The sequence below is a fragment of the Luteimonas campi genome (assembly GCF_051162505.1).
In the GTDB taxonomy this organism is placed as follows: Bacteria; Pseudomonadota; Gammaproteobacteria; order Xanthomonadales; family Xanthomonadaceae; genus Luteimonas.
The window spans coordinates 223,509-239,830 of record NZ_JBNWEM010000002.1; the positions used below are offsets into that span (position 1 = coordinate 223,509).

The 16,322-nt window shown below is 71.2% G+C and carries 17 protein-coding genes; 11 read left to right on the forward strand and 6 right to left on the reverse strand.

Going from position 1 to position 16,322, the window contains the following annotated elements:
- Positions 1–81: 81 nt before the first annotated feature.
- Both groES and ACQYVW_RS06095 read right to left on the reverse strand, forming a co-directional pair.
- Positions 82–372, reverse strand: a complete 291-nt coding sequence (gene groES / locus ACQYVW_RS06090) for a co-chaperone GroES (protein WP_434934659.1) — start codon at positions 370–372, stop codon at positions 82–84.
- A gap of 609 nt (positions 373–981) precedes the next feature.
- Complete coding sequence (locus ACQYVW_RS06095) at positions 982–1,455, reverse strand: Lrp/AsnC ligand binding domain-containing protein (protein ID WP_434934661.1); 474 nt, start codon at positions 1,453–1,455, stop codon at positions 982–984.
- A gap of 232 nt (positions 1,456–1,687) precedes the next feature.
- Between ACQYVW_RS06095 and ACQYVW_RS06100 the strand changes: the two genes are divergently transcribed.
- Both ACQYVW_RS06100 and alr read left to right on the forward strand, forming a co-directional pair.
- Entirely contained in the window at positions 1,688–2,971 is a 1,284-nt protein-coding gene (locus tag ACQYVW_RS06100) for a D-amino acid dehydrogenase (protein WP_434934663.1), read from the forward strand.
- A gap of 2 nt (positions 2,972–2,973) precedes the next feature.
- Complete coding sequence (gene alr, locus ACQYVW_RS06105; RefSeq protein ID WP_434934664.1) at positions 2,974–4,056, forward strand: alanine racemase; 1,083 nt, start codon at positions 2,974–2,976, stop codon at positions 4,054–4,056.
- A 169-nt stretch (positions 4,057–4,225) separates the two neighbouring features.
- On the opposite strand, the gene ACQYVW_RS06110 is transcribed toward alr, so the two are convergent.
- Positions 4,226–4,678, reverse strand: a complete 453-nt coding sequence (locus ACQYVW_RS06110) for an acyloxyacyl hydrolase (RefSeq protein ID WP_434946366.1) — start codon at positions 4,676–4,678, stop codon at positions 4,226–4,228.
- A gap of 231 nt (positions 4,679–4,909) precedes the next feature.
- On the opposite strand from ACQYVW_RS06110, the gene cutA reads away from it, so the two are divergent.
- Genes cutA through ACQYVW_RS06125 form a run of 3 tightly spaced genes read left to right on the forward strand, consistent with a single transcriptional unit; the run spans position 4,910 to position 8,234 of the window.
- Positions 4,910–5,239 carry a divalent-cation tolerance protein CutA gene (gene cutA / locus ACQYVW_RS06115; protein WP_434934667.1) on the forward strand — a complete coding sequence of 110 codons (330 nt, stop codon included), beginning with the start codon at positions 4,910–4,912 and terminating at the stop codon, positions 5,237–5,239.
- Positions 5,236–7,641: a protein-disulfide reductase DsbD family protein gene (locus tag ACQYVW_RS06120; RefSeq protein WP_434946367.1), complete on the forward strand. Its 2,406-nt coding sequence runs from the start codon at positions 5,236–5,238 to the stop codon at positions 7,639–7,641. The genes cutA and ACQYVW_RS06120 overlap by 4 nt, the downstream gene beginning before the upstream one ends.
- Complete coding sequence (locus ACQYVW_RS06125; RefSeq protein ID WP_434936033.1) at positions 7,638–8,234, forward strand: TlpA family protein disulfide reductase; 597 nt, start codon at positions 7,638–7,640, stop codon at positions 8,232–8,234. Before ACQYVW_RS06120 ends, ACQYVW_RS06125 begins: the two co-directional genes overlap by 4 nt.
- 4 nt (positions 8,235–8,238) lie before the next feature.
- Here ACQYVW_RS06125 and ACQYVW_RS06130 read toward each other — a convergent pair whose 3' ends face one another.
- On the reverse strand, positions 8,239–8,856 hold the full coding sequence (locus tag ACQYVW_RS06130) for a glutathione S-transferase family protein (RefSeq protein WP_434946368.1): 618 nt from the start codon (positions 8,854–8,856) through the stop codon (positions 8,239–8,241).
- 189 nt (positions 8,857–9,045) lie between these two features.
- Here ACQYVW_RS06130 and aroQ point away from each other — a divergent pair, with 189 nt between their 5' ends.
- From aroQ to accC, 4 genes are read left to right on the forward strand one after another with little or no spacing between them, the layout of a single operon-like run.
- Positions 9,046–9,492, forward strand: coding sequence for a type II 3-dehydroquinate dehydratase (gene aroQ / locus ACQYVW_RS06135; RefSeq protein ID WP_434946857.1), 447 nt, complete (start codon positions 9,046–9,048; stop codon positions 9,490–9,492).
- 39 nt (positions 9,493–9,531) lie between these two features.
- Complete coding sequence (accB, locus tag ACQYVW_RS06140; protein WP_434936030.1) at positions 9,532–10,014, forward strand: acetyl-CoA carboxylase biotin carboxyl carrier protein; 483 nt, start codon at positions 9,532–9,534, stop codon at positions 10,012–10,014.
- A gap of 39 nt (positions 10,015–10,053) precedes the next feature.
- Entirely contained in the window at positions 10,054–10,488 is a 435-nt protein-coding gene (locus tag ACQYVW_RS06145; protein WP_434946369.1) for a four helix bundle protein, read from the forward strand.
- Positions 10,478–11,845: an acetyl-CoA carboxylase biotin carboxylase subunit gene (gene accC, locus ACQYVW_RS06150; protein ID WP_434946370.1), complete on the forward strand. Its 1,368-nt coding sequence runs from the start codon at positions 10,478–10,480 to the stop codon at positions 11,843–11,845. Before ACQYVW_RS06145 ends, accC begins: the two co-directional genes overlap by 11 nt.
- A 114-nt stretch (positions 11,846–11,959) precedes the next feature.
- Here the strand turns inward: accC and ACQYVW_RS06155 are convergent, their stop codons facing one another.
- Together ACQYVW_RS06155 and ACQYVW_RS06160 are read right to left on the reverse strand one after the other, a co-directional pair.
- On the reverse strand, positions 11,960–12,382 hold the full coding sequence (locus ACQYVW_RS06155) for a hypothetical protein (RefSeq protein WP_434946371.1): 423 nt from the start codon (positions 12,380–12,382) through the stop codon (positions 11,960–11,962).
- 8 nt (positions 12,383–12,390) lie between these two features.
- Positions 12,391–13,386: a hypothetical protein gene (locus ACQYVW_RS06160; protein WP_434946372.1), complete on the reverse strand. Its 996-nt coding sequence runs from the start codon at positions 13,384–13,386 to the stop codon at positions 12,391–12,393.
- Positions 13,387–13,597: 211 nt separating this feature from the next.
- Here ACQYVW_RS06160 and ACQYVW_RS06165 point away from each other — a divergent pair, with 211 nt between their 5' ends.
- Both ACQYVW_RS06165 and ACQYVW_RS06170 read left to right on the forward strand, forming a co-directional pair.
- On the forward strand, positions 13,598–13,957 hold the full coding sequence (locus tag ACQYVW_RS06165) for a CopL family metal-binding regulatory protein (RefSeq protein ID WP_434946373.1): 360 nt from the start codon (positions 13,598–13,600) through the stop codon (positions 13,955–13,957).
- 103 nt (positions 13,958–14,060) lie between these two features.
- Positions 14,061–15,884 (forward strand): copper resistance system multicopper oxidase, encoded by a 1,824-nt coding sequence (locus ACQYVW_RS06170; protein WP_434946374.1) that lies wholly within the window; start codon positions 14,061–14,063, stop codon positions 15,882–15,884.
- Positions 15,885–16,322 lie beyond the last annotated feature (438 nt).

Here is a 16,322-nt window from a genome sequence, read left to right on the forward strand (position 1 = left end):
TTCGAGCGGGCGGGATCGTGAGCGCCGTGCGCTCTTCCGAATCTCCAATCCCGAATCCCGAATCCCGTCGCGGCGATCGGCTCAGCCGAGCACCGCGAAGATGTCGTCTTCCTTCACCACCAGGTAGTCGGTGCCGTCGAGCTTCACCTCGGTACCGCTGTACTTGCCGAACAGGACCTGGTCGCCGGCCTTGACCTTGGGGGCGCGCACGCTGCCGTTGTCGAGGACCTTGCCCTCGCCCACGGCGACGACTTCACCCTTGATCGGCTTCTCGGTGGCCGAATCGGGGATCACGATCCCGCCGGCGGACACCTTTTCTTCTTCCATGCGCTTGATGACCACGCGGTCGTACAGCGGCTTGATGTTGCTCATGTTCAACCCTCGCAAGTGATTGATAGGACTACAAAATTTGCGGCGATCTTAGCAGTCGCGGGTGGAGACTGCCAGGATCGCGGGCGCGAAAATCCCGGACGAACCGGGAGGTGCGGCCGAACATGGGGAGGCTTCACGGGGCTTTCAAGGGCCGCACCGGAATTTTTCGCGTTCCCGGTCTCCGGGGCCGTGGTCCTTGTCCGATCGAGATGCGAAGGATGTGCAGGACGTGCGAGGTGCCGGCTGCGGGGAGTCCCGGGGACGAATGTCCCCCGGCGCCGGCCTGCGGCCGGCGCCTCCTCCTTGATTTCGTCCCCGGGACTCCCCGCATCCGTCTGGACAGCTCTCCGCGCCTGCTGGAAGGCGATCCCGCGCTACCGCAGCCGCGGCCGGCGGGGTCGGCAGGCCCCTGGGGCGAAATCAAGGAGGAGGAGGGCTTCGCCGCAGGCGGAGCCCGGGGGACATTCGCCGCAGGGGCCTGCCGGGCGCGACGGGCTCCTTCAGGTCGCCGCGCCGTCGCGTGCGCTCTGACAGCGCGCATCCAATGGATGCCGCGTTCGGCGCCGGCACGCGCCAGACGGGAGGGTGCAGTCCGGCAGACAGGCCGCCTCAGTCCGCCACCGGCAGCTCCAGCGTTTCCTTGACCTCTTCCATCACGATGTAGCTCTTGGACTCGCGCACATGCGGCAGGGTCAGCAGGGTGCTGCCCAGCAGCTTGCGATAGGACGCCATCTCCGAGATGCGCGCCTTGATCAGGTAGTCGAAGTCCCCGGACACCAGGTGACATTCCAGGACGTTGGGCAGGCGCAGCGCCGCACGGCGGAACTCCTCGAAGATGTCGCCGGACTTGTAGGCCAGGCTGATCTCCACGAACACCAGCAGGCTGGCCTTGACTGCCTCGGGCGCCAGGCGCGCGTGGTAGCCGGTGATCACGCCGTCGCGCTCGAGCCGGCGTACGCGTTCGGTGCAGGGCGTGGTCGACAGGCCGACCCGCTCGCCCAGTTCGGTGAAGGAGATCCGCCCCTCCTGCTGCAGGATCCGGAGGATGCGCCGGTCGATGCGGTCGAGCTCGCGTGCCTTCATTGGTCCCGTCAAGCGCTGGATCTGCGGGGATTTTACCTGCCCTCTGCAGATAAAACCGCGGAATCGACTGGCTGCCAATTCCTATACTGGTGGAAGTCCCGGCTTTCGCTGCGGGGCCCAGCGTCCGCCACCCACCCTCCCGGGCGGCGGCACTGGGCCCCGGCCTTTGCGAGCGGCGCCGCCGGCCAGCCGGGCCGTGCACACAGTCAGATCTTTCGTCGAGAGCGAAGCGATGCGCATCCTGATCCTGGGTTCGGGCGTGATTGGCGTCACCAGCGCCTGGTATCTGCGCCAGCAGGGCCACGAGGTGGTCGTGGTCGATCGCGAGGCGGCGCCAGCGCTGTCCACCAGCTTCGCCAACGCGGGGCAGGTGTCGCCCGGCTACGCCTCGCCCTGGCCCGCGCCCGGCATCCCGCTCAAGGCGGCGAAGTGGCTGCTGTCGCGCCATGCGCCGCTGGCGATCAAGCCCACCGCCGATCCCGCCCAGTACCGCTGGCTGTGGGCGATGCTGCGCAACTGCACCCATCCGCGCTACGCGGTAAGCAAGGCGCGGATGGTGCGCCTGGCCGAGTACAGCCGCGACTGCCTGGCCGAGCTGCGCGGGGCCACCGGCATCGAGTACGAGCAGCGCACCCTCGGCACCACCCAGCTGTTCCGTACCCAGGCCCAGCTCGAGGCGGCCGAGCGCGACATCGCGGTGCTGCGCGAGTACGGCGTGCGCTATGAGCTGCTGGATCCGGACGGCATCGTGCGGGTGGAGCCGGCGCTGGCCCAGGTGCGCGACACCCTGGTCGGGGCGCTGCGCCTGCCGGGCGACGAAACCGGGGACTGCCATCTGTTCACCACCCGCCTGGCGGAGATCGCCGCCGCGGCCGGGGTCGAGTTCCGCCTGGGCCAGCGCGTGGACGCGCTGCTGGCCGAGGGTGATCGGCTCTCGGGCGTGCGCATCGACGGGCGGGTCGAAACCGCCGACCGCTACGTGCTGGCGCTGGGCAGCTGGTCGCCGCAGCTGCTGGCGCCGGTGGGGATCCGGCTGCCGGTGTATCCGCTCAAGGGCTATTCGCTGACGATTCCGATCTCGCGGCCGGAGATGGCGCCGCACTCGACCGTGCTCGACGAGAGCTACAAGGTGGCGATCACCCGCTTCGACAACCGCATCCGCGTGGGCGGAATGGCCGAGGTGTCGGGCTACGACCTGTCGCTGCCACGACGTCGGCGCGAGACGCTGGAACTGGTGGTGCGCAGCCTGTATCCCGACGGCGGCGACCTGGCCGCGGCCGAATTCTGGACCGGCCTGCGTCCTTCCACGCCCGACGGCCCGCCGGTGGTGGGGGCGACGAAGTACCGCAACCTCTGGCTCAATACCGGTCACGGCACGCTCGGCTGGACCATGGCCTGCGGTTCGGCGCGCTATCTGGCCGACCTGATCGACGGGCGAGCACCGGCCATCGACACCGAGGGCCTGGACATCTCGCGCTACGAGCGCCCCTGGCCGGTCCCGACCGGACTGCGCTGACGATGCGTCCCTCGCGCGCCCGCATCGACCTGGAGGCCCTGCGCCACAACTACCGCCACGCGCGCTCGCTCGGCGGCGGCCGGGCGCTGGCCGTGGTCAAGGCCGACGCCTACGGCCATGGCGCGGTCGCCTGCGCGCGCGCGCTCGATGCCGAGGCCGACGGCTTTGGCGTGGCCAGCATCGAGGAGGCGCTGGAGCTGCGCGAGTCCGGCATCCGCGCGCCGATCCTGCTGCTGGAGGGCTTCTTCGACGCCGACGAACTGCCGCTGATCGAGCGCCACGCGCTGTGCACGGTGGTGGCCTCGCCCTGGCAGGTGGAGATGCTGGAGGCCCATCGCGCCACGCGTCCATGGCGGGTGTGGCTCAAGCTCGACTCGGGCATGCACCGGCTGGGCCTGTCGCCGCACGAATATGCCGGCGCGTGGCAGCGGCTGGCCGCGCTGCCCTGGATCGCGGAGATGGTCGCGATGAGCCATTTCTCGCGCGCCGACGAACTCGCCCACGCCAGCACACCCGAGCAGCTGGCCACCTTCGAGGCGGCGCTGGCCGGGCTGCCGCCGGGCACCTGCGCCAGCATCGCCAACTCCGCCGCGCTGATGGCCTGGCCGTCCACGCGGCGCGCCTGGGTGCGCCCAGGGCTGATGCTGTACGGCTCGCACATGCTCGACGCGCCCTGCGCCGCGGCCGACGCACTGCGCGCGGTGATGACGCTCGAATCGAAGGTGATCGCGGTGCGCGAACTGGCCGCGGGCGAACCGATCGGCTACGCCGGCACGTTCACCACCACCCGCCGCACGCGCGTGGGCGTGGTTGCGGCCGGCTACGCGGATGGGTATCCGCAGTACGCCACGTCCGGCACGCCCGTGGTCATCGACGGCCGGCCCGGCGAGCTGATCGGGCGCGTGTCGATGGACATGCTCACCATCGACCTGACCGACCACCCGCAGGCCGGGCTGGGCAGCCTCGTCGAACTCTGGGGCCCGCGGCTGCCGGTCGCCGACGTCGCCGCGCGCAGCGGCAACAGTCCCTACCGTCTGCTGGCCGGACTCAAGCGGGTGCCGCGCGTCTACGCCGGCGAGGCCTGAGCGCGGCGTCGGTCACGCGGCGGAAGGCTCCGACGGCTGCAGTCCCGCGAGCGGCCGATGGATCCGACAGCCACGCGCCAGGACGCATCAGCCCTGCAGGCGTCGCGCTGCCAACCGCGCCCGGACCCTGCCGCGGGGCGGATGCTTGCTTGCCGGGCGTGCAGCGCGCCTAGAACCGCCAGGCCGCCTGCAGCATCGTCTCGCCGTCGTTGGGCTGGTGCAGGCTGGCGTTGGAGATGTGGCGGGCCAGCAGCGAGAAGCGGCCCCAGCGCCAGCCGATGGTGCTGATGAACTGCGGGTCGCCCGACAGCGCCTCGGTCTTGCCGTCCTGCACGCCGACGCCGAACCCGCCCACCAGGCCACTGGGCCGCTCGTAGCGCAGGCCGCCGTGGAAGACGGTGACGTCGTCGCCATTGTCGTAGGCCGAATCGCTGCGGCCGCGCACATGCATCGCGCCGACCTCCCAGCGCAGGGTGCCACCGCGGAACTCGCGCCACTCCGGCAGCCAGGCCACCGCCGCGACGGGCGTGTCCTCGTTGTCGCGGGTGAACGACATGCCCGCGCCCACTTCGACCTGGGCCGCGGCAGCGGCGCTCCAGCCGGCGAGGATGGGGAGCAGCACGACGGCAAGCCGGCGCAGCCCGGCACGAGGCGTTCGCGACATGGGAGTCGAGGCGAGTGTAGGGGCGCAAAGGATACCGGCAGCCCGGTAAACCGGGCGATGCAGGTCTCCGACACGCAGCGTTGGGGATGGCGGGACAATCCGTCCCGCACGCCGGCGGCTGCGGCAGGCCGGCCCCGCAGCCGCGGTCGGCTACCCTATCGGGTCCCGACACCCCCCCGCCACCTCGCCGTGACCGCCCTCGCCTGCCTGTGTACCTGCCCCGATGCCGCGGTCGCCGCGCGCATCGCCGAGGCGCTGGTCGGCGAGCGGCTGGCCGCCTGCGTGAACGTGCTGCCGGGGGTGGAGTCGGTCTACCGCTGGGAGGGCCGGGTGGCACGCGCCGGCGAAGTGCTGCTGGTGATCAAGACCGTGCGCGCCCGCCTCGATGCGCTGACGGCGCGGGTGGTCGAGCTGCACCCCTATGAATGCCCCGAGGTGGTGGCGCTCGACATCGCCGGCGGCCTGCCGGCCTATCTGGCCTGGATCGCGGACGCCACCGGCCCCGGAGCCGACGCTTGAACCGACCGATCGCCCACCTGATCCGCGCTGCCTCGTTCGCGCTGCTCGTCCTGCTGGCCCTGCCCGTCGCGGCCGTGGACGACAGCGAACTGTTGCCGGTCGACCAGGCCTTCGTGCTGCAGGCGCGCGCCGTGGAGCGGGGCCGCATCGAGATCCAGTGGCAGATCGCCGAGGGGTATTACCTCTACCGGCACCGAACCTCGGTCCAGGTGAGCGACGGCGGCTTCAAGGCCAACCCGCTGCAGCTGCCGGCGGGCAAGCGCCATACCGACGAATTCTTCGGCGAGGTGGAGACTTATCGCGACCGCCTGGTCGCCACGCTCACCGGCGCCGCGGCCGATGGCGTGCGCGAACTCGCCCTGCAGGTGAAGTACCAGGGCTGCGCCGACCTCGGCATCTGCTATCCACCGCAGACGCGCACCCTGCGGGTCGCACTGCCGGCCGATGCCCCGGTCGCGCCGACGGGCGCGTCCCCGGACCCGCGCCTTGCTGCGCTGGGGCGCAGCCTGGGCGGCGCGACCCCTGCCCCCGGCGCGCTGCTGGGCCTCGACCCCAGCGGCACGGCCCAGGCGCTGCCGCTGCCGCCGGAACAGGCCTTCGCCTTCGAGGCCATCGCCGGCGACGGCGATACCCTGCTGCTGCGCTTCACTCCGGCGCGCGGCTACTACCTCTACCGCGACCGCAGCAGCTTCGTCGTGGACGGCGCGCCGGGCATCCGCGCCGGCAGGCCGCAGTGGCCGCGCGGCGTGGCCCACCGCGACGAGCACTTCGGCGAGGTGGTGGTCTATTTCGACCAGGTCGACGTGCCGCTGCCGCTGCTGCGCAGCAGCGCCGAGGCCGCGACCGTGCGCCTGACCGCCAGTTTCCAGGGCTGCCAGGACGAGGGCATCTGCTATCCGCCGATGACCCGCACGGTGGAGGTGGCGCTGCCCGCGGGAACGGTCGCGGCCGCTTCGACCGCGCCCGGGGCAACCGGGCAGGCCGGCCCGGCGCAGGAACCCGCGGCCGCATCGACCAGCGCGGCCGACGACGCGCCACCAGCGGACGCCAGCCGCAGCCCCACCGCAGCGCCCTCGACCGGCGCCGACCCGGACGCGGAGACGAGCGCGGGCGTTGTCGCCGCTGCCCGGCCGGCCGACGCCTCCGCCGACAACGCGGTGCGCACCGCGCCTCCGGGCACGGCGCTGCCGGCCGGCGGCGCCTTCGGCGCGCTGCTGCTGGCCCTGCTGGGCGGACTGGTGCTCAACCTCATGCCCTGCGTGCTGCCGATCCTGTCGCTCAAGGTGCTCGGCCTGGCGCAGAGCGGCGAGAGCCGCGCGCACGCCCGCCGCCACGCGCTCTGGTACACCGCCGGCGTGCTAGTGGCCTTCGCCGCGATCGGCGCGCTGGTGCTGGCCCTGCGCGCCGGCGGCCAGGCGCTGGGCTGGGGCTTCCAGCTGCAGCAGCCCTGGTTCGTCGCCGCGCTGGTGTACCTGATGTTCGCGGTGGGCCTGAGCCTGTCGGGCGTGTTCACGCTGGGTGCGGGCATCGGCGGCATCGGCCAGTCGCTGGCCGCCCGCAGCGGCCCGGCGGGCGACTTCTTCACCGGCGTGCTGGCCTGCGTGGTCGCCAGCCCCTGCATCGCGCCCTTCATGGGCGGGGCGCTGGCGTTCGCCTTCACCGCGGCGCCGTGGCTGGCGCTGGCGGTGTTCCTGATGCTGGGCCTGGGGCTTGCGCTGCCCTTCCTGCTGATCGGCTTCGTTCCGGCACTGGCCGACCGGCTGCCGCGGCCGGGTGCGTGGATGGAAACGCTCAAGCAGGTGCTGGCCTTCCCGATGTACCTCACCGCGATCTGGCTGCTGTGGGTGCTGGGCAAGCAGCGCGGCGTGGATGCGATGGCGCTGGTGGCGGTGGGCCTGGCGCTGTTCGCGCTGGGCCTGTGGTGGCACGAACGCAGGCGCTGGACCGGCGGGTTCGCCGGGCGCGCACTGGCGCTGGCGCTGGCCGCGCTGGCGCTGCTGCCGGTGTGGAAGGTCGAATCGCTGCCGCCGCCGCAGCGCGCAGCGCTCGCGGACGAGGGCCACGAGGCCTGGTCCGAGGCGCGGCTGCAGGCGTTGCGCGACGAAGGCCGCGCGGTGTTCGTGAACATGACCGCCGACTGGTGCGTGACCTGCAAGGCCAACGAGCGCCGCGTGCTGTCGCAGCCCGTCTTCCGCAGCGCCCTGGAACAGGCCGACGCGGTCTACCTGGTGGGCGACTACACCAATACCGATCCCGCGATCACCGCCTACCTCGACCGCCATCGCGCGGTCGGCGTACCGCTGTACGTGGTCTATCCGCGCGGCGGCGGCGAGGGCGTAGTGCTGCCGGCCCTGCTCAGCGACGACATCGTGACCGCGGCGCTGCGAAGGGCCGCGCCATGAAGCTGACGCCGCTGAAGATCGTGCTGGTGGCCGCTGCGGCCGGATGCCTGGGCGTGGTCGCGGGCATGTTCGCCACCGGCCCCGGCCCGCTGCTGGGCAGCGAATTCGGCCAGAGGGTGCTCAACGACGCGCTGACCGCCAATGCCGACGTGCCCGGGGGCGTGGCCGTCGCCCGTCGCGGCGAGTCCCTGCCGCCGGTGCGCGTGGACGGCCTGGATGGCGCGGGGTTCGCGCTGCCCGAAGACTTCGCCGGTCGCCCGCTGCTGGTCAACGTCTGGGCCAGCTGGTGCGGGCCGTGCATCAAGGAGATGCCCGAGCTCGATCGTTACGCCCGCGCGCAGGGCGAGGGCGGCGTGCAGGTGCTCGGCCTGGCCCTGGACGATCCCCAGGCCGTGCGCGAATTCCTGCAGCGCATCCCGGTGGCGTACCCGCAGGCGATCGACACGCCCGGGCCGGCCGATGCCGGCGTGCAGCTGGGCAACCCCAAGGGCGTGCTGCCCTACTCGATCCTGGTCTCGGCCGATGGCCGCCTGCTGAAGCAGAAGATCGGCCCCTTCGAGGAGGGCGAGATCGACGCCTGGGCGACGCCCTGAGCGCTCAGTCCAGCCCGGCGAAGGGATCGCGCCAGGCCTCGATCTCCTCCAGCCGCGCGTGCCAGGCGCGCACCTCCGGGAAGGCATCGAGCGCGATCCCGGCCTGCGCCGCGAACGGCAGTACCGAGGACACGCGGAAATCGGCGTAGGTCGGCGCATCGCCCACCAGCCAGCGGCGCCCGGCGAGCGCATCCTCCAGCACTGCGGTAAACGGCTTCAGCTCGGCTTCGGCCTCCGCGACCGCGGCCGCGTCCGGCGCACGCGCGAAATAACGCGGCACCACGATCCGCTCGAAGTACAGCACCCCGGCCCAGCGGGTGAAGTGGTGGGCGCTCCAGCTCACCCACATCATCACCTCCTCGCGCCGCTCCTGCGGCCAGAACGCAGGGAGGAAGCGGCCGGCCAGGCGCATCGCGATCGCATCGGTCTCCCACAAAGTGAGCGCCTGCTCCACCAGCACCGGCACCCGCGTGTTGGGGTTGATCGCGCGGAACGCGGCCTGGTCGCGCCCCATCGGATCGGCGCGGACGAAGCGCAGCGGCGCCTGCAGATATCGAGCCACGGCCACCGCCACGCGGGGGTTGAGGTGGTGGGAGTAGTACAGGCGGTCTTCGTTGGGCATCGTGTCGGCTTCCGGGGTAGTTCCCGAGCGTCGAACGACGGCGGCCGCGATCGACACGCGATCGCGCACGCGCGGCTTCTTGACCGGCGGAAAACTCAAACACCCGCTTAAGTCCAGCAAACGTCGGCGAACTGGACAGCATTCGCGACTTCCCCCAGACTGCGCGCCTTGTCCCGCACCGCATTCTCGATGGCCCAGCTGCTGCTCCTGCACGGCCCCAACCTCAACCTGCTCGGCACACGCGAGCCGGAGGTCTACGGGCACACCACGCTGGCCGACATCGACGCCGACCTGCGGGCCCGCGCCGCCGACGCCGGCCACGCGCTCGAGAGCCTGCAGTCCAATGCCGAGCACGTGCTGGTCGACCGCGTCCAGGCCGCACGCGGCGACGGTACCGCCTTCATTCTGATCAACCCGGCCGCCTTCACACATACCAGCGTCGCCCTGCGCGATGCGCTGGCGGCGGTCGCGATCCCCTTCATCGAGATCCACCTGTCCAACCCGCACACCCGCGAGCCGTTCCGCCAGCACAGCTATTTCAGCGACAAGGCGGTGGGCGTGGTCTGCGGTTTCGGTGCCGACAGCTACCGCTACGCGCTCGACGCGGCCCTGCGCCGGCTGCCGGCCGCCGCCTGAACCCTTTTCTCTCTCGCAAGCCCGAACCCGAGGCCGTCCATGGACCTTCGCAAGCTCAAGAAACTCATCGAACTGCTCGAGGAGTCGAACCTCGCCGAAATCGAGATCAAGGAGGGCGAAGAGTCGGTACGCCTGTCGCGCGGCACCAGCGTCGGCACGCCGATGGTCTATGCGCAGGCGCCTGCCGCCGCGCAGGCTCCGCGCGCCGAGCCGGTGATGCCGATGCAGTCGCCGGTCGAGGCCGCCACCGGCGGCCGTGCGCCCGCGGGCGACTCCGGCCTGCCGGCCGGCCACGTCGTCACCTCGCCGATGGTCGGCACCTTCTACAGCTCGCCGGCGCCCGACAAGCCGCCCTTCGTCACCGTCGGCCAGACGGTCAAGGCCGGCGACACCCTGGGCATCATCGAGGCGATGAAGATGTTCAACCCGATCGAGGCCGACGCCTCGGGCACGGTGCTGGCGATCACCTGCGAAAGCGGACAGCCGGTGGAGTTCGACCAGCCGCTGTTCGTGATCGGCTGAAGCCGATCACGACGGGATTCGGGATTGGGGATTCGGGATTTGGTGGAAGACCTGTCGCTGCCGAGACCACACGAACGCCTGGACGTCTGGCGCGATGCGATGCTGCTCGTGGAAGAGGTCTACCGCGCGACATCCCGGTTTCCGGCGGAGGAGCGCCTGGGCCTGACGGCCCAGATGCGCAGATCCGCGGTCAGTGTCCCGTCCAATATCGCCGAGGGTGCCGCCCGCCGCTCCACCTCCGAATACCTGCGTTTCCTGTCGATCGCACGCGGTTCGCTCTCAGAGCTGGCGACCCAGATTGAAATCTCCCGCCGCCTTGGCTTCGGCGAAGGCCCCGCTATCGATCCGGATCTGCTCGACCGCACGTTCGCGCGCCTCAATGCGCTGATTCGCGCCAACGAGAGACGTCTGCGTGAGCCGGACGAAGCGCTTCCCGAATCCCCAATCCCGAATCCCGAATCCCATGCTCGATAAAGTCGTCATCGCCAACCGTGGCGAAATCGCGCTGCGCATCCTGCGCGCGTGCCACGCGCTCGGTATCCGCACCGTCGCGGTGCACTCCACGGTCGATCGCAACCTCAAGCACGTGGCGATGGCCGACGAGTCGGTGTGCATCGGCCCGGCGCCGTCCAACCGCAGCTACCTCGACATGCCGGCGATCATCGCCGCGGCCGAGGTCACCGACGCGCAGGCGATCCACCCCGGCTACGGCTTTCTCAGCGAGAACGCCGATTTCGCCGAGCGCGTGGAGCAGTCGGGCTTCATCTTCATCGGACCCAAGGCCGAGACCATCCGCCTGATGGGCGACAAGGTCGAGGCGATCCGCGCGATGAAGGAGGCCGGCGTGCCCTGCGTGCCCGGCAGCGGCGGCCCGCTCGGCGACGATGCCGAGGCCAACGTGCGCATCGCGCGCGAGATCGGCTACCCGGTGATCGTGAAGGCGGCCGGCGGCGGCGGCGGGCGCGGCATGCGCGTGGTCCACACCGAGGCCGCGCTGGTCAACGCCATCGCCACCACCAAGCAGGAAGCCAAGGCCGCGTTCGGCAACGACATGGTCTACATGGAGAAGTTCCTGGAGAACCCGCGCCACGTGGAGATCCAGGTGCTGGCCGACGGCCAGGGCAACGCCATCCACCTGGGCGAGCGCGACTGTTCGATGCAGCGCCGCCACCAGAAGGTGGTGGAAGAGGCACCGGCGCCCGGCATCAGCGATGAACAGCGCGCGGAGATCGGCAAGGTCTGCGTCGAGGCCTGCATCCGCATCGGCTATCGCGGCGCGGGCACGTTCGAGTTCCTGTACGAGAACGGCCGCTTCTACTTCATCGAAATGAACACCCGCATCCAGGTCGAGCATCCGGTGACCGAACTGGTGACCGGCATCGACCTGATCCGCGAGCAGCTCAAGATCGCCTCGGGGCAGAAGCTGTCGATCCGCCAGGAGGACATCGTGCTGCGCGGCCATGCGATCGAGTGCCGCATCAATGCCGAAGACCCGGACAGCTTCCTGCCCTCGCCCGGCCTGATCCAGCACTTCCATTCGCCCGGCGGCCCCGGCGTGCGCGTGGATTCGCACATCTACGAGGGCTACACCGTCCCGCCGAACTACGATTCGATGATCGGCAAGCTGATCGTGCATGGCGCCGACCGCGAACAGGCAATCGCCCGCATGCGCGTGGCGCTGAGCGAGATGGTGGTCGACGGCATCAAGACCAACATCCCGCTGCAGCAGCGGATCATGGCCGACGGCGGGTTCCAGGCCGGCGGCCAGAACATCCACTATCTCGAAAAGCGCCTGGCCGAGCGCAAGGACAAGGCGCTCTCGATCGGCTGATCGCGCCCCGGTCGCGCCGCGGTCCGGGAAGCGCGGGCGCAGCCGGCGCTCGTTTCGTTGCAAGGCAGCCGGACCGGCCGACGCGCGGTCGGCCGACGCGTCCGGCGAAAGGTCCTACTGCTGGCCCATCAGGACGCCGCGGACGGCACCGTCCTCCAGCGGCACGGCCGGCACCTGTCCCGGCAGGGGCTCCTCGTCCCGGGGACGCATGTCCGGGACCGGCGTGATGCCATCGGCCGCGGCCGGATCGGTCACCACCACATACTCGCTCGATCCGTCCGGCCAGACGATCTGCACCGTGGTGCCGGGCGGCAGGGTGGCGAACGGCGCCCCGCTCTGTGCGCGGTACACGGCCACCATCTGCGCCGCGCCCAGCCGGCGTTGCTCCTCGCTGGCGCGCACGGTGACCAGCGATACGCGCGACAGCTCCGCATAGCGGTCCTCCGACGCGTCGAGCACGGTCACCCCGATCGCCGCCACCGAATAGACGGCAAACAGCAGGATCCAGAACAACGCGGCGAGACGACGCTTCCTCATGTCCAACTTCATGGTCTTCCTCCAAACCGTTCCACCAGCGCCGACACCGCCTCGCGGACGACATCTGCGCTCTGCCGCGGCACCGCGGCGTCGTATACGAACTCCTCGAATCCCTGTTCCGGCAGGCGCGAGCAGATGCCGCCGTTGACGCAGTACGAGGTCATCACCGGGCTCTGCGGGCCGCAGTCCGCGCCCATGCGGCAGGCGGCGATCTGCCACACCAGCGGCGCGTATTGCGGAGCGATATCCAGGTCCAGCATCGACAGCCAGCCCGTCACCTCTCCAGCCGAGGACAGCGCGCCGAAGGCCTGCGGATCGCCGGCCGCGCCGATGCGCTGCAGCAGGTCCTCGCCGTAGCCGCGCTCGGCCGAAAGCGGTTCGCCGCGCGCGAACAGCTCGGCCTCCGCCACCAGGCCGCCCGCCCGCGCCGACTGCACCCGCAGTTGACCGACACGCACCTGGCTCAAGCCGTCACCGGGGCCGAAGCGTCGGCAGCGGCTGTCCACCCGGCTGCGCGCGGCCTGCATGGCCCGCGATGCGGGCAGGCCCAGGCCCGACAGCACCGCGCTGTCGCGCGCGAACGCGGGGGGATCGGCGGCGTATTGCCGGCATTCGTCGATCACGCGACTCAGCAGCCAGATCGCTTCCGGGGCGCCGTCCCGCGCCTCGGGCTGCAGCCGCTGCGCGAAGGCGAACAGGTCGGTGCTGGTGTCGAACTCGCGACGACGCGCGGCGACGTGCGTCGGCAGCGCGGTCATCCGTCGCGGTGCGGCGGTGGCCCGCGGCAGGGGATCGGCCACGACTTCCGCCAACGGCGCCGCGGGTGCGACGGCAGCCAGCCTGGGAGCTGCATCGACGGCGGCTGCGGCGGTGCCGGGGCGTGATCCGTCCAGTCGTACCAACAGCGCCAGCAGCGGAACCAGACACAGCGCTGCCAGCAGCAGGACGCGCACCTGCGAGCGTCCGGCCGCCTCTCGCCACGCATTGTCCTGGTCGACCCGCATCGACAGACTCCTGGACGTCCGCCCGCCGCCGAAGGGATGGCTACCGGAGTCCGGCTGCAATTCTAGCCTGCGCCGCCCCTTCCGCTCCGGCACGATGTGGCCGGCGGCCCGCGCGGCCACGTGCGCACGGCGACGGCCGCCCCGGTTCAGGCGCCCGGGGACACGCGGACGCTATGCTGTGCGGCATCCCTCCGCCGCCCCCGCCTCCGTCGTGCCTAGCGCGCTGCCCCGCATCCTGCTGTGCCTGTGCCTGCTGTTCCAGGGCATGGCGCCGGCGTTCGCCGGTCTGCAGGTCGCGATCGCGGAGGCGGCGTCGGCCCAGCCGCCGGCGATGGCGGATTGCCACGGGGCGGAAGCACCCGCGCCCGAGCCGGACCCGGCCCTGGCCGGACAGACGCCCGAGGATTGCCTGCAGCATTGCCTGGACCTGTGCCTGCAGCAGGGCCACGCGCTGGGTCGCCCGGGCCTGGCCATGATGCCGCCGGCGGCCGGTGCGGCACCATCCGCCGCCCTGCAACCTCCGTCCACCCCCGCCGTTCCGTTCCCGCCGCTGCGTCCTCCCATCGCCTGAGCGGCTGCCCAGGCACGTCCGCTGCTGCCGGCCCGCCAGGGCCGCGCATCTTCCAGGTTGACGATTTCGCGGCGCGCGATGCGCCCGCGACCGGAGTCCACGCATGATCCATCCACCGCTCCCGCGGCCGCCCTCGCCCGCGCGGCGCCGCTTCGTCCAGGGCCTGTTGCTGGGCGGCGCCACGCTCGCTGCCGGCACCCTGCGCAATCCCGCGCAGGCAGGCAGCCGCACCTACGCCACGCCCGGCCAGACGCTGTCGGGCGATGCCTTCCAGCTCGACATCGGCGCGTCCCTGGTGAACTTCACCGGCCGCGTCCGCCCGGCGATCACCGTCAACGACAGCCTGCCGGCGCCGCTGCTGCGCTGGCGCGAAGGCGACACGGTCACGCTGCGCGTGTCCAATCGCCTGCCGCAGGGCCATCCGAGCTCGATCCACTGGCACGGCATCCTGCTGCCGTCGAACATGGACGGCGTACCGGGCATGAGCTTCGACGGCATCATGCCGGGCGAGTCCTACCTCTACCGTTTCACGCTCAGGCAGTCCGGCACCTACTGGTACCACAGCCATTCCCTGCACCAGGAGCAGGCCGGACTGTATGGCGCGATCGTCGTCGATGCGCGCGAACCCGCCCCCTACCACTGGGATCGCGAACACGTGGTGTTGCTCTCGGACTGGACCGATCTCGCGCCGGCCGACCTGTTCGCGCGCCTGAAGAAGGCGCCGCACTACGACAACTGGTACAAGCCGACGATCGGCGATTTCCTGCGCGATGCGCGCCGCGATGGCCTGGCCGCCACGCTGGCCGACCGCCGCGCCTGGGGCGAGATGCGGATGACGCCGAGCGACCTGTCGGACGTCAACGCCCACACCTACACCTACCTGATGAACGGTGCGACGCCCGCCGGCAACTGGACGGGCGAATTCCGTCCGGGCGAGAAGCTGCTGCTGCGCCTGATCAACGCCTCGGCGATGACCCACTTCGACCTGCGCATCCCCGGCCTGAAGATGACGGTGGTGGCTGCGGACGGCCAGTACGTGCACCCGGTGAGCGTGGACGAACTGCGCATGGGTGCGGCCGAAACCTACGATGTGATCGTCGAGCCGCGCGGACAGGAGGCCTACACGATCTTCGCGCAGGACATGGGGCGCACCGGCCACGCGCGCGGCACCCTGGCGGTCCGCGCCGGGCTGCAGGCACCAGTGCCGTCGCTGGACCCGCGTCCACGCCTGACCATGGACGACATGGGCCACGGTGGTCATGGTGGTCATGGCGCCATGACCGAAGGCGGCTGCGGCGCAGCGATGGCGGCGGAGGGCGGCTGCGGCGCGCGGCACGCGCCTGCGTTGGCCGACGCGCATGGCAGGCACGACGCGCATGCCGCGCACGGCGCCGGCCTGCAGACGCATCCGGCCAGCGAGGACGGCAATCCGCTGGTCGACATGCAGACCATGGCGCCGACGCCGAAGCTCGACGATCCCGGCATCGGTCTGCGCGCCAACGGCCGCCGCGTGCTGACCTACGCCGACCTCAGGAGCGTGTTCGACGACCCCGACGGCCGCGAGCCGGGGCGCACGGTCGAACTGCACCTGACCGGGCACATGGAGAAGTTCGCCTGGTCCTTCGACGGCATCCCCTTCGCCAGCGCCGAACCGCTGCGCCTGAACTACGGCGAGCGCATGCGCATCGTGCTGGTCAACGACACGATGATGCAGCACCCAATCCACCTGCACGGCCTGTGGAGCGATCTGGAGGACGCCGACGGCCGGTTCATGGTGCGAAAGCACACCGTCGACATGCCGCCGGGCACGCGCCGGAGCTACCGGGTGCGTGCCGACGCCCTGGGGCGCTGGGCCTATCACTGCCACCTGCTCTACCACATGGATGCCGGCATGATGCGGGAAGTGCGCGTGGAGGAACGCGCATGAGCCGCGCCTACACCCTCGCTTGCGCATTGCTGCTCACCGGCGCTCCCTGCGGCGTGGCGCTGGCGCAGCATGCGCACGGCGCATCCCGGAACACGCCCGCCGCAGATAGCTGCACGCCCGCACACGCGGCCATGGGCCACTGCGTACCGGCGGCGCGGCATCACGGCGCGCCTGCGGAGCATCGAGCCCTTCCGCCTCCCGCACGCGACGCGGACGGATGTACTTCCGAGCACGCCGCGATGGACCACTGCACGCCCGCTGCCGCGACGTCCACGCAGCAACCGGGCACACACGGGGGACATGACGCCGATCCGCATGCCGCGCACGGCAGGAACGGCTGCACGCCGGAGCACGCCGCGATGGGACACTGCGCGCCCGCTGCCGCGACGTCCACGCAGCACCCGGGCACACACGGGGGACATGACGCCGATCCGCACG

Coding starts and splice junctions, on each gene's coding strand:
- groES (WP_434934659.1), bottom strand. CDS start 372: ATGAGCAACATCAAGCCGCTGTACGACCGCGTGGTCATCAAGCGCATG.
- ACQYVW_RS06095 (WP_434934661.1), bottom strand. CDS start 1,455: ATGAAGGCACGCGAGCTCGACCGCATCGACCGGCGCATCCTCCGGATC.
- ACQYVW_RS06100 (WP_434934663.1), top strand. CDS start 1,688: ATGCGCATCCTGATCCTGGGTTCGGGCGTGATTGGCGTCACCAGCGCC.
- alr (WP_434934664.1), top strand. CDS start 2,974: ATGCGTCCCTCGCGCGCCCGCATCGACCTGGAGGCCCTGCGCCACAAC.
- ACQYVW_RS06125 (WP_434936033.1), top strand. CDS start 7,638: ATGAAGCTGACGCCGCTGAAGATCGTGCTGGTGGCCGCTGCGGCCGGA.
- ACQYVW_RS06130 (WP_434946368.1), bottom strand. CDS start 8,856: ATGCCCAACGAAGACCGCCTGTACTACTCCCACCACCTCAACCCCCGC.
- aroQ (WP_434946857.1), top strand. CDS start 9,046: ATGGCCCAGCTGCTGCTCCTGCACGGCCCCAACCTCAACCTGCTCGGC.
- accB (WP_434936030.1), top strand. CDS start 9,532: ATGGACCTTCGCAAGCTCAAGAAACTCATCGAACTGCTCGAGGAGTCG.
- accC (WP_434946370.1), top strand. CDS start 10,478: ATGCTCGATAAAGTCGTCATCGCCAACCGTGGCGAAATCGCGCTGCGC.
- ACQYVW_RS06155 (WP_434946371.1), bottom strand. CDS start 12,382: ATGAGGAAGCGTCGTCTCGCCGCGTTGTTCTGGATCCTGCTGTTTGCC.
- ACQYVW_RS06160 (WP_434946372.1), bottom strand. CDS start 13,386: ATGCGGGTCGACCAGGACAATGCGTGGCGAGAGGCGGCCGGACGCTCG.
- ACQYVW_RS06170 (WP_434946374.1), top strand. CDS start 14,061: ATGATCCATCCACCGCTCCCGCGGCCGCCCTCGCCCGCGCGGCGCCGC.